The sequence below is a fragment of the Streptomyces sp. NPDC087901 genome (assembly GCF_044742205.1).
GTDB lineage: Bacteria > Actinomycetota > Actinomycetes > Streptomycetales > Streptomycetaceae > Streptomyces.
In genome coordinates, this window is record NZ_JBIUUC010000002.1 from 106,423 (window position 1) to 117,974 (window position 11,552).

Below are 11,552 nucleotides of genomic sequence, written 5' to 3' on the forward strand. Positions count from 1 at the left end.
TCAACTCCTGGTGTTTCGGTGCGGCGGCCGCGTGGTCGGGGACCGGCCGCCTGCTGACGGTGAGGGGCCGTCAGTGGGGGGTGAGGGGTGTGAGAGCGGGGTCGCCGAGATGGCTGGTCAGCACGTCGCGCCAGGCGGCCCGCTGGGCGGCGCGTTCGTCCGCGCCGGTGGAGGGTTCGAAGATTTGGCCGTGCGGCTGCGCCTCGACGATCTCCTCGAGCGAGCCCCACAGACCCTGGGCGACCCCGGCCAGATAGGCGGTGCCGCGCAGGCTTGCGGTCGCCGAGTCGGCCACCCGCTCCAGGGGCAGGCCGGTCAGGTCGGCCTGGATCCGCATGAGCGGGTCGCTGCCCGCGACCCCGCCGCCGACCCGGAGCCGGGTGAACGGGGCGCCCATCGTGGCGGCGACCCCGTCGACGAGGTCGCACACCGAGTGCGCGATGCCGTCCAGCACGGCGCGGGCCAGATCGGCGCGGGTGGTGGCGAGGGTGAGTCCGGTGAGGGACGCGGTGGCCTCCGGGTGCCAGACCGGCGTCCGGACCCCGGCGAGCGCGGGGACGAACCGCGGGGTGCGGCCCGGCCGGGTGGGGACCCGGCCGGCCTCCTCACCGAGCTCCTTCGGCGAGGCGAACAGGCCCAGGTCGTCGCAGAGCCAGCGCAGCGCCGAACCCGCCGTGGAGGTGTACGCCTCCAGGCTGTAGTGGCTGATGTCGCCCTGCCGCCGGCCGGGCTGGGCGAGCACCCCGGAGATGTCCGGCCGGGGCAGGGCGGGCGTGGTGCCGGTCGCCGCGTCGACGAACGCGCCGGTCCCGTACATGCACATGCCCTGCCCGGCGGCCAGGCCGCCGAGCGCGATCAGCGCGGCGTGCTGGTCGCCCATGGAGGCGGCCAGCGGGACGGCGATGCCGAGGGCGGCCGGGTCGGTGGTGCCGAATCCGGCGTCGTCCGAGCGGAGTTCCGGAAGCAGGTCGAGGGGGAAGCCGAGGTGGCTGATCCACTCCTCGTCCCAGGCGTGCCGCTCCAGCAGGTAGCCCCCGCTGGAGGCGGCGTTGGTCGGGGTGGTGGCGTGCACGGCGCCGCCGGTCAGGCGCCAGATCAGCCAGGTGTCGACGGTACCGAAGAGCAGCCGGCCCTCGCGGTGCGCGGCGGCCACCTCCGGGTGCGCGGCGATCTGCCGGGCGGCCCAGAGGAACGGCGCGCGGGCACCGACCGGCCGGCCCTGACGGGCCAGCAGGGCGGCATCCCACTTCGCCTCGTGGGCGGTGAGCTCGGCGGCGTACCGCCGGTCCTGCCACACCACGGCGGGCAGCAGCGGCCGCCCGGTGACCCGGTCCCAGAGCATCGCGGTGGCCCGCTGGGTGGAGAGGGCGACGGCGGTGAGCTCGATCCCCTCCGCCCGGGCCGCGCCGACGGCCCGGCGCGCCACGTCGAGGGTGGCGGTCCAGATCTCCATCGGATCCTGCTCGACCGAGAGGTCGTCCGGATGGCTGACCGCGATCGACCGGTAGAACACCTCGTGCGCCCCGCCGGAGTCGAGGACGACTCCGGCCCTGGTGCCGGTGGTGCCCTCGTCGATGGCCAGCACACCGCGCCGGGGGGAGGCGCCGGGGAGCGTCTGCGTCATTGCAGCCCTTTCATTGCGAGCATCGCGAGCTGTACGGAGGGGGAGAGGGACCATCGTGTGGTGCGGCAGGGACGGCGGACGGTCAGCGCGCGGTGGCGGACTCCGCGGATTCCGGCGAACCGGCCGGTGCGCCGAGCGTGGCCGCGTGCTGTGCCGCCGCCTCGTCGGGGGAGGCGGCCTTCATCGGGTCCCACTTGATGGCCAGGCAGGTGATCATGCCGAGCAGGGGCACGACGGAGAGCACCAGGAAGGTGTCGGCGAGGCCGAGCGACTCCTTGATCTGCGGGAAGAGATACAGCCCGGCGACACTGCCGAAGCTGCCCACCATCCCGGTGACACCGGTGCCGAGCGCGCGCACATCACTGCTGTACGAGAGCGCGGCGATGGACTTGCCGTTGGCCCCGGGGCCGGCGGAGTGGCAGAGGATGAACAGCACCGGCAGCAGGAACGCCACGGCCGTCGGGACCTTCTCGAAGGTCAGCCCCATCGCGATCAGGGCGACGAACACCCCGGCGAACCCGGCGGCGGAGCTGAGCCGCAGCCCGAGCCTGCGGCCGAAGTACGCGGACAGCAGCCCGCCCGCGATGCCGAAGGCGTTGAAGACCATCGAGCCGATCGTGGCCTTCTCGAAGCTCTCGCCGAAGATCGTCAGGCTGATCAGCGGGAGGTACCAGCCGACCGCGAAGTACTGCATCGACTGCCCGAGCGAGATGACCGAGGAGAGGATCGTGCGCGGCAGGTACTCGCTCTTGAAGAGCACCCCGGCCTGGCGGAAGCCGATGGCGGGCGCGGCGGTCGCGGCGCGGGTCGCCGCGTCCGGCTTCCCGGCGACGGCCTCGATCCCGTAGATCCGGTCCAGGTTGAGGACGGCGTCGTCCAGGCGCCCCTTGCTCGCAAGCCAGGTGGGACTCTCCCTGAGCATCAGCCACTGGCCCACGAGCAGCGCGACGGCGACGACGGCGGCCGAGCCGACCGACCAGCGCCAGATGTCCGCTCCGACGTCCAGGTTGAAGAAGAGCAGGGCGAGCGCGAGGTTGCTGGTGGTGGCGACGTACCAGACCGCCTGCCACAGGTTCAGCCGGCCGCCGAGCTTGGCGGGGGTGTACTCGGCGAGCAGGGCCATGGCGACGGCGAAGTCGATGCCGTACGCGACACCCACCAGGACCCGGCCGAGCCAGACGACTGTGAAGTCACCGGCGGACGCGGCGAGCAGGGCGCCCGCGATGGCGAAGACCTTGGCGATGAGCAGCGGGGGGACCCGGCCGATCTTGGTGGCGAGCCAGCCGCCGACCGGGTTGAAGATGATCGCCAGGGCCGGAGCGGTGGCCGTGAGGATCGAGACCTGCGTGCTGGTCAGCTCCATCTGGGACGTCATCGGCCCCAGACCGGCGCTCAGCGCCGCGTTCGAGTAGGCGTCGAGGAACAGCCCGCCGAACACGAGGAACCAGATGACTTGCGCCCGGCCGGTGATCTTTCCCAGCCCATCGATGAGCGCAACGACGTCGGCGACGCCTTTGACGCTCGGACGTTGTGCCATGAATCCGCCTTCGAGGAAGACCCATCGGCGGCACGGGGAGCACAAAAAAACAGGCATGACGAAACCACCGACAGGTGGTCTATGTCTGTGCCTGTCAAAACACTGCGGAAAGCGCCGCAGCACGTGAAGTGCGACTACACGAGGAGGTTAGGAACGAGTCAGGAGAAACGTCAAGGGTTTCCGGCAGGTTACCCAAACGTGACGAGGCGGGGCGGTGCCGTGCGCACCGCCCCGCCCGTCTGCGTCAGCGGCCCGCCTGAAGCGCCGTCCAGGTGCCCGGACCGACGATGCCGTCGACCGTCAGGCCCCGGCTCGTCTGGTAGGTGCGCACCGCGGTCGCCGTCCCCGGGCCGAAGCTCCCGTCGACACCGACCGTCGAGCCGAGCGCCGCGGTCAGCGCCCGCTGGAGCCGCTTCACGCCGTCGCCCGAGGCGCCCTCGGCGAGCGCGGGCTTGGTGCCCGCGGACAGCAGCGCCGTCCAGGTTCTGGCTCCCACGACGCCGTCGGCGTCCAGCCCGCGCGCCGACTGGAACGCCGTCACCGCACTCTGTGTGGCCGGACCGAAGCTGCTGTCCACCTCGCCCGCCGGATAGCCCTGCGTGTTCAGCAGCGTCTGAACGGCCTTGACCTGGGCTCCCGTCGAACCGCTGCGCTGCGTCGCGTACGCGGTGAAGCTCAGCCCGTCGCCCGTGTCGCCGCCGCCGGTGCTCCCGCCGACCAGCTCCATGTAGCGGTTCCAGTCCCAGTACGGTCCGGGGTCGGTGTGGTCGTTGCCCGGTGCCTCGCTGTGCCCGATGATGTGCGCGCGGTCCTTCGGGATGCCGTACCGGTCGCACAGGTACGCGGTCAGGGCGGCCGAGGACCGGTACATCGGGTCCGTGAACCATGACGGGTCGTCGATGAACCCCTCGTGCTCGATGCCGAGCGCCGAGGCGTTGGCGCTCCGCGCGTGGTATGCGGTGTCGCTGTCGCGCACCATCTGGGTGATCTGGCCGTCCGACGAGCGCACCACGTAGTGGGCGCTCACCTCGGACGCCGGGTCCTGGAACCAGCTGATCGAGCCGGCATACGAGCCCTGCGTGACATGGACGACCACCTTGTCGATCGTCGCCGAGCGTCCCGTGGCGTAGTTGTTCGCGTCGGCCGGCACCCAGAGCGCCGACGGGTAGTCGGTGCTCCGGGTGCTCGCTTCCGCGGCGCTGACCGCGCCCTTCTGCGGCGACACCGGACGGCCCGTCACCGAGACCGCTTCGCCGTCCGGCGTCACGGTGTCGAGCCCGTCGGCGAGGAACGTGTAGACCGTGTCGGCGTAGAGGGCGGCGGCCGGGCCGTCGCTGCCGCTGTACCGGGCGACAGCCGGGTACCAGGAGTCGAGGTCGTCGCGGTCCCGTGCGTCGAGCCCGAGCTTGTCCGCGTAACCGCGCAGCACTGCCGCGCCGCCCATGATGTTGGCCGCCGTGTCGGCGCGGAGCTCGGCCAGGGGTTCCCCGGTGAGGCCGGCCGCCTGCTCCAGCGTCCGGTTCACGGGGTTGCTGACCAGGTGCATCACGCCATAGCCGTTGGCCTGGCTGGGACGCCCGGAGTGGCCGTCGAGCCGGGTCTCGCCGTATCCGACGGCGGCGAGCAGATCGCGCGGGACGTCGTACGTCTCGGCGGCCCGCTCGAACGCCCGGTTCATCGGGTGCCCGGTGTCCGTCGAGGCGAGGGCCGGGGTGCCGGTCGCGGCCAGGACGGTGGCGGTGAGGGCCGCCAGCACGGAGGCGCGGGCCTTGGTGTGGGCGGCGGCACGTGTGGGCATACCTGCTCCTGCTCTGTGGGGGAGAAGAACGGCCCCCGGGCCCGGATGGGGTGGGCCGAGGGGCCGCGAAGCCCGCTCAGGCTATCCATCTGTTCAGAGCATGACAATCATATCGCGGCGTGTCGAACTCCCTTTCACTGCAATGGAGTTGTGGAGCCGGCGGCCGGGATCCAGGCACCGATCCGCGCCGTCCGGACCGAGCCGTGGCGGCGCGGTCCGGACGGCGGGTACTACCAGCGGTCGCGGTGGATGACGTCGGCCGCCGGGCGGCGCCGGATCGGCCCGAAGTTGCCCTGCGGCCATCCGACGGGAATGGCCGCGAAGGTCTCCATGTCCTCGGGGATGCCGAGCGCTTCCTTCCACTCCTGTTCCAGCATCAGGTGCCAGATGGTGATGTTCGCCGCGAGCCCCAGCGCCCGGGCGGCGAGCAGGATGTTCTGGACCCCCGGGTACACGCAGGACCCCTCGGCGAGTGCCTGGAAACGGGTCTGGGTGGTCATCATGTGCTCGACCCCCGCCGGACCGAGCGCCTGCGCGTAGGCGGCCAGGCCCTCCTCCTCCATCCGGGGCTCCGGGAACCGGTAGCAGGGAACGATCAGCGCCGGCGTATCGGCGAAGTGGTCACGCTGGTACTCGATCGCGGCGACCATCCGGCCGTACGCCGCGTCGTCCATGCCCTCCGGCGCGTACTTCCCGGTCGTCGCCAGATACGCGTCCACGCACCGCTTCCACAGCGGCGCGAGACGCGCCATCACCTCACGGTCCGTCACCACCACGTACTCGTAACACTGCATGTTCCCGCCGCTGGGACCCCACACCGCGGCCTGTATGAGCTGCTCGAGCGTCTCGTCCGGCACGGGCTCCGGCTTGAGGCGGCGCATCGCGCGCATCGTGGACATGGTGGAGAACAGGGCCTCGGCCTCGGCCGTTCCGGCTGCCTGAGTCGTTTCGATCGTCATGATCGCGGAGTTTACGGGCGAAGCCCTGCCGTGAGGAGGCCCGATGATCAGTCCGTGGCCGGAGCGGTCCGCCGCAGCCGGACCACCGGGATGTCGCGGTCGGTGCCGCCCCGGTACTTCGCGTACCGGGGGAAGACCTCCACCAGGTGCGGCCAGACCCGTTCCTTCTCGTCCGAGGACAGCGTCTCGGCGACGGCCGGGAACCGCTCCGGGCCCACCCGGAGTCCGACGGACGGGTTCGCCCGGAGGTTCAGGTACCAGAGCGGATGGCTGTCCGAGCCGCCGTTCGACCCCACGATGAGGTAGTCGTCGCCGTCGCGCCCGTACATCAGCACCGTGCGCCGCAGCGTGCCGCTGCGCCGGCCGACGTAGTCGAGCAGCAGACAGGGGACGCCGAGCTGTGTGGTGCCCTTGGTGCCTCCCGACGACTCGTACAGCTCGGCCTGCTTCGCCACCCAGGCGCTCGGACTGACCTGTGCGGGCGCCTCGTTGTCGTTCTCCGCAGCCATACCGGTCCCTTCCTCTCGCGTGCCTTGCGCCCATCGTCGCACCCCGGCGGATTCGCACACCTGGACAGCCCCCCACCGCACGGGGGAACGCGGACCGGACCCGCCGCCGGCAGGGCGTATAAAAGATTCCTCCGGACCAGCCGGCGTCCCCCGATGGCACTCACACCTTCACGCGGCAAGGCGTCACCGCGTACGACAGCGGAGGAGTGCCCCTTGAGCACGGCAGACGAGATCAGCACCTTGCTGGTGGCGAACTTCGGAACCGACCCGGTGGCGATCCGGCCCGAGGTGTCGCTCCGTCAGCTCAGGCTGGATTCCCTGGCCCTGGAGGAACTGCGGCTCCTCATCGAGGACCGGATGGGTGTCGACCTGGACGACGTCCAGCTGACCTCGCGCGACACGGTCGGCGACCTGGTCGATGCCGTGCATGTGCACCGAGAGGCCGTGGCATGACGGCCCCGTACCGCCCCGAGCCGTTCGCCGCCGCTGTCACCGGCATCGGTCTGGTCACCGCGGCCGGCGTGGGCACCGACGCCACCTGGCGCGGGGTGTCCGAGGCCACCGACGCGCCCTCCGTGCGGCGCCGGCCCGAACTCCACGATCTGCCATGCGACTTCATGTACACCATCACCGGCCTCGACACGAAGGCCGTGCTCGGGGTCGCCACCCAGCGGCTCATGGACCGCTTCTCGCAGCTCGCCGTCATCGCCGCCCGCGAGGCCGTCGCGGACGCCGGACTCGACCCCTCGGTGTGGGACAGCGGCCGGGTCGGCGTCGTCATCGGCTCCGCGCACGGCGGACTGCCCTTCTACGACGAGCAGCACACCGCCCTCACCGAACGCGGCGCCCGCCGGGTCTCGCCGAAACTCGCCCCGCTCACCGTCGTCAACGGCGCCGCCAGCAGCGTCGCCACCGACCTCGGCGCACACGGCCCCAGCCAGGCCGTCTCGACCGCCTGCTCCTCCGGCACCGTCGCCATCGGCACCGCCCATCAGATGCTGCGCACCGGCGCCTGCGACATCGTCGTCGCGGGCGGCGCCGAATCCGTCTGCTCCAGGCTGCTGATCGCCAGCGCCTGCCAGCTGAAGGCCGTCTCGACCCGGCGCGAGGACCCCGAGGCGGCCTGCCGGCCCTTCGACACCCACCGCGACGGCTTCGTCGTCGGCGAGGGCGCCGGCCTCCTCGTCCTGGAACGCCCCGAGCACGCGGCCGCCCGGGGCGCCGCCGTCCGCGCCCGCATCGCCGGCTACGGGGCCTCCAGCGACGCGTACTCCGCCGTCGCCCCCGACCCCGACGGGCTCGGCATCGAACGGGCCCTGCGTACCGCACTCGCGGACGCGGGGATGGCGGCCGCGGACATCGGGCACGTCAACGCCCACGGCACCTCGACCGTGGCGAACGACCTGATCGAGGCGACGATGCTGCGCCGGGTCCTGGGCGAACACCCCCTCGTCACGTCGACGAAGGCGATGACCGGTCACACCCTGGGCGCGGCGGGCGGCATCGAGACCGCGCTGACCGTCCTCGCCCTCCAGCACCAGCTCGTGCCGCCCACCGTCAACCTCGACGCCCCCGATCCGGAGATCCCGATCGACGTGGTGAGCAAGGAGGCCCGGCCGGGCGTGTTCGACGCGGCCGTGAAGACCTCGCTCGGCTTCGGCGGGCACAACGCCGCACTCGTCCTCACCAGGGCCTGACCGCGCAGCGGACGTAAGGACCGATGACCATGCCCGACGAGATCATCCGGAACCTGTCGGTGCACGGGCTGCGCTACAGCTACCGCACCCTGACGCAGCCCTCGCCCCGAACCGAACCGGTCATCGTCCTCGGCGGCGCCCTCCAGGGGATGTACGGCTGGCCGCAGATGGACGAGCACCTGGGCCCGCACGCCCCGGTCGTCACCGCCGACCTGCCCGGCATGGGAAGCGCCGATCCGCTGCCGCCCGGTACCGGTGACGACCTCCTGTTCGCGGCCGTCGCCGGCATCATCGACGACCTGGGCGTGGCCCGGGTCAACCTCTTCGGCTTCTCCTACGGCACCTCGATCGCCTTCGGCTGCGCCCGGCGGAACCCCGGCCGGATCGCCCGGCTGGTCCTCGGCGGCGTACCGGCGTACATCAGTGACGCCCAGCGCAGCCAGTGGGGCCGGGCGGTCGAGCGGCTGGGGGACGGAGACATGGAGGGGCTCGCTACGCTGACCGCCGAGGCGCTGATGTGCCTGGACCCACAGCGCCAGGTCCACCGCAGGGAGCTCGCGCGGCGCTATGTCCGGCGTTCGTTCGTGCACGCGCTCACCCATTCCCCGCACGCGGCACAGTCGCTGCGCAGGTCGCTGGGCCACCGGCCGGACTTCTCCGGCGGGCTGAGCGGGGTGCCCGCGCTCGTCTTCGCGGGCGAGCACGACACCGTGACCTCGCCCGAACGGCAGCGCGCCTTCGCGGCGACGATCGAGGGCAGCCGCTTTCTGACGATCGGTGACTCCGACCACTGGGTGGTGCTGGAGCGGCCCGACGACGTCGCGGACCTGGTGGCCCGCTTCTTCACCGACCGCCCCCTGGAGCAGGCCCCCGCCCTGTGGCCGATGGCCTCGCTGCCGCGCCCGCGTGCGGGCGCGGCAGGTCCGGTCCTGCCGCGGCCGGGCGGCTGAGCCGCCTTCTCGAAGGCGAGCCGCCCGGCCGGCGGGATCAGTGGCGGCCGTCGACCTTGACTCGCACGATCTGCGGGTCGTGGTCGCTCGCCTGGTCCGCGAACTCCGCGTTGATGTGCACGACGTCGTAGTCGAACCGGCGGATGCCGGGGCTCGTCAGGATGTGGTCCAGCGTCTGGGAGTTGCCCTCGTACACATAGCTGTACTGCTCGTTCGCCGGCAGTGTGGTGATGAGCGGCTTGAGAGCCTTGCCCGCGGTCAGCGCGGACATCGTCGGTGAGAACGCGAAGTCGTTGAGGTCGCCGAGCGTGACGACCCGCGCCGACTTGTCGGCCGCCAGCAGGGACTTCACGAAGGTGTTGACCTCCGCCGCCTGCTGGACACGCTTCGTCTCCGAACTGCGCGACGGCTCCTGGTAGCGGCCGTGCAGCGGCTGGTCGCCGCCCTTGGAGGCGAAGTGGTTCCCGATGACGAACACCGGCTTCCCATGGAAGCGGAACTCGCCGACGAGAGGCTTGCGGCTGTCGGACCAGGCCTCGCTCGCCGGGTTGATGCGGCCGGGTGACACCGACAGCGTGACGCCCTTCCTCGTCGGAACCGCCGTCACCGCGGTGGTCGCGTCGCCGCCCGCCCGGTCCACGAAGGAGACCCGGTGCGGGTTGAAGAGGAACACGTTGCGGATGTTGCCGCCGGGCTCGCCGCCGTCCTGGCCGTCCTGCGGGGCGACATAGCGCCAGGCATACCTGGGTCCGCCCGCCGCTACGATCGCGTCGGTGAACCGCTTCAGCGTCGCCTCGGAGCCGACCGTGCCGTCGCTGACCGCGCCGTTGTCGTCCTGGATCTCCTCCAGCGAGACGATGTCGGGGGAGGAGAGGCTGACCGCGACGCCCTCGGCGAGGGTGTCGAACTTGGCCTGCTCGTCCAGCGCGTCCAGGTTCTCCACGTTGTACGTGGCGACGGCGAGCTCGCCGCCCTTCTGCTTCCGGGTGACCTCGCGGCGGAGGTGGTTGTCGGTGAGCGTGCCGAGCTCGGTCGCCTGGAGGTTGTAGCCGCCGAACGAGGCGTAGTCGATCACGCCGGTGGTGGTGCCGGACAGCACGTCGCCGACGTTCCCGACGGGGAAGGGGCGCGTGGTGTCGAGCGACATCACCTTGATCCGGCCGGTGTTCTGGTCGGTGTACGAGGAGTACAGCGTGCCGCCGCGACGGGTCGGGTTCTGCTTCGGCTCGACGGTCACCCAGATCTCGTCGTACGAGGTCGTGGCACCCGTGACGCGGGTGTCGGCGATCCGTACGCGGGTGCCTTCGAGCGACTCGTAGAGGTCGAGTGCGTACGTCGACGGCTCCAGCGGCAGGGCGTCGACCGAGGCGCCGCCGGCCGAGGGGACGTACGCGGCGGGTACCGCGGCCGCGTCGAGCACGACCGGTGCCGGCAGGGCGTTGCCCGACGAGAGGACCGTGGTCCTGGGGGAGGTGATCTCGGTGATGGACTGCGTGGTGGCCGACGGGTAGTACTCGTCGACCGTGCCGCTGACCAGTACCGAGTCGCCCACCGCGACCGCCGGGGCGGTGGAGCCGGTGTAGACGAAGACGCCCTCGCCGGTCCGCGGGTCCGCGTCCGGCGCGGTGTCCTGGATCCAGAAGCCGCGCGAACCCGTGGTGCGCACCGCGGTGACGATGCCGGGCACCCCGGTGACCGCCTGGCCGTCCAGCGGGGAGACCCGGGTGATGCCCTGGATGTCGTGCACGCGCACGGTGCCGGGCTCGGTCGGGTTGCCCGGGTCGCCGGGGTCCTCGCCGCCGGACGTCTGCCCGGCCGCGTTGACCGGGGTGGGGGCGGCGGCGGACAGGTCCGCGGCGTTGTCGTCGGTGTCCAAGAGGGAGGCCGCGCGCGCCACGGAGGCGGTGGCGGAGGCGCCCGTGGCCGGTCCGACGCCTTCCCGGACGACCGCGGAGCCGTAGCCCACCAGGTCCACGATGCGGGTGTCGGCGGTGCAGTCGGCCGCCGTCTTGCAGGTCAGCGGCGTGGTTCCGGAGACCAGCGCGACGGTGCCGCTGGCGGCGGACATGGCGACGGTGCCGGTGGCGTCCGGGGCGGGCAGGGCGACGGTGCCACCGGTGCCCGCGGCCTGGGCGACCAGGTAGCGGCCGCCGGGCGCGACGGATCCGGTCAGCGCGGAGACCTGCCAGAGCGACCCGGCGGACGGGGTGCCGGGCAGGTACTGGACGCTGAAGCCGGACAGGTCGTACGCCGCCGTACCGGCGTTGGCCAGCTCGATGAAGTCGCGGGTGAGCGTCGCACCCGAGTTGCCGCCACCTCCGTACACCTCGGAGATCACGGCGGTCGAGGAAGGCGCCGCGAAGGCGGCGGGCAGTGCGGTCGCGGAGAGGGTTACGGCGACCGCACCGGCCAGCAGGACGGAACGAGATCTGGAAATGTGCACGGTGAGCTGCCCCTCAGAGTGTGATGAGGGGCATA

9 protein-coding genes are annotated in these 11,552 nt (G+C 72.0%); 3 read left to right on the forward strand and 6 right to left on the reverse strand.

Translation table 11 applies throughout. The annotated features are described in order from the left end of the window. Window positions 1–70 precede the first annotated feature (70 nt). From ACIOEW_RS06050 to ACIOEW_RS06070, 5 genes are all read right to left on the reverse strand, one after another. Window positions 71–1,624, reverse strand: coding sequence for an FGGY family carbohydrate kinase (locus ACIOEW_RS06050; protein WP_401961739.1), 1,554 nt, complete (start codon window positions 1,622–1,624; stop codon window positions 71–73). Between the two features lie 82 nt (window positions 1,625–1,706). Then, on the reverse strand, window positions 1,707–3,161 hold the full coding sequence (locus tag ACIOEW_RS06055; RefSeq protein WP_401961742.1) for an MFS transporter: 1,455 nt from the start codon (window positions 3,159–3,161) through the stop codon (window positions 1,707–1,709). A gap of 244 nt (window positions 3,162–3,405) precedes the next feature. After that, window positions 3,406–4,959, reverse strand: a complete 1,554-nt coding sequence (locus tag ACIOEW_RS06060) for a peptidoglycan-binding protein (RefSeq protein WP_401961744.1) — start codon at window positions 4,957–4,959, stop codon at window positions 3,406–3,408. Between the two features lie 230 nt (window positions 4,960–5,189). Then, a complete protein-coding gene (locus ACIOEW_RS06065) occupies window positions 5,190–5,918 on the reverse strand; it encodes a nitroreductase family protein (RefSeq protein ID WP_362546673.1) in 729 nt (242 codons plus the stop codon). A 47-nt stretch (window positions 5,919–5,965) separates the two neighbouring features. After that, the gene (locus ACIOEW_RS06070; RefSeq protein WP_362546670.1) at window positions 5,966–6,427 is read right to left on the reverse strand and encodes a nitroreductase family deazaflavin-dependent oxidoreductase; all 462 of its coding nucleotides are present in this window, start codon (window positions 6,425–6,427) and stop codon (window positions 5,966–5,968) included. A 213-nt stretch (window positions 6,428–6,640) separates the two neighbouring features. Here ACIOEW_RS06070 and ACIOEW_RS06075 point away from each other — a divergent pair, with 213 nt between their 5' ends. The 3 genes from ACIOEW_RS06075 to ACIOEW_RS06085 are packed head-to-tail and all read left to right on the forward strand — an operon-like array spanning window position 6,641 to window position 9,074. Next, window positions 6,641–6,880, forward strand: a complete 240-nt coding sequence (locus ACIOEW_RS06075) for an acyl carrier protein (RefSeq protein ID WP_362546667.1) — start codon at window positions 6,641–6,643, stop codon at window positions 6,878–6,880. Next, window positions 6,877–8,124: a beta-ketoacyl-[acyl-carrier-protein] synthase family protein gene (locus ACIOEW_RS06080; protein ID WP_401961747.1), complete on the forward strand. Its 1,248-nt coding sequence runs from the start codon at window positions 6,877–6,879 to the stop codon at window positions 8,122–8,124. Before ACIOEW_RS06075 ends, ACIOEW_RS06080 begins: the two co-directional genes overlap by 4 nt. Before the next feature lie 29 nt (window positions 8,125–8,153). Next, on the forward strand, window positions 8,154–9,074 hold the full coding sequence (locus ACIOEW_RS06085; protein WP_362546662.1) for an alpha/beta fold hydrolase: 921 nt from the start codon (window positions 8,154–8,156) through the stop codon (window positions 9,072–9,074). A gap of 37 nt (window positions 9,075–9,111) precedes the next feature. Here the strand turns inward: ACIOEW_RS06085 and ACIOEW_RS06090 are convergent, their stop codons facing one another. Continuing rightward, window positions 9,112–11,517 carry an endonuclease/exonuclease/phosphatase family protein gene (locus tag ACIOEW_RS06090; protein ID WP_401961748.1) on the reverse strand — a complete coding sequence of 802 codons (2,406 nt, stop codon included), beginning with the start codon at window positions 11,515–11,517 and terminating at the stop codon, window positions 9,112–9,114. Window positions 11,518–11,552 lie beyond the last annotated feature (35 nt).

Coding starts and splice junctions, on each gene's coding strand:
- ACIOEW_RS06050 (WP_401961739.1), bottom strand. CDS start 1,624: ATGACGCAGACGCTCCCCGGCGCCTCCCCCCGGCGCGGTGTGCTGGCC.
- ACIOEW_RS06055 (WP_401961742.1), bottom strand. CDS start 3,161: ATGGCACAACGTCCGAGCGTCAAAGGCGTCGCCGACGTCGTTGCGCTC.
- ACIOEW_RS06060 (WP_401961744.1), bottom strand. CDS start 4,959: ATGCCCACACGTGCCGCCGCCCACACCAAGGCCCGCGCCTCCGTGCTG.
- ACIOEW_RS06065 (WP_362546673.1), bottom strand. CDS start 5,918: ATGACGATCGAAACGACTCAGGCAGCCGGAACGGCCGAGGCCGAGGCC.
- ACIOEW_RS06070 (WP_362546670.1), bottom strand. CDS start 6,427: ATGGCTGCGGAGAACGACAACGAGGCGCCCGCACAGGTCAGTCCGAGC.
- ACIOEW_RS06080 (WP_401961747.1), top strand. CDS start 6,877: ATGACGGCCCCGTACCGCCCCGAGCCGTTCGCCGCCGCTGTCACCGGC.
- ACIOEW_RS06085 (WP_362546662.1), top strand. CDS start 8,154: ATGCCCGACGAGATCATCCGGAACCTGTCGGTGCACGGGCTGCGCTAC.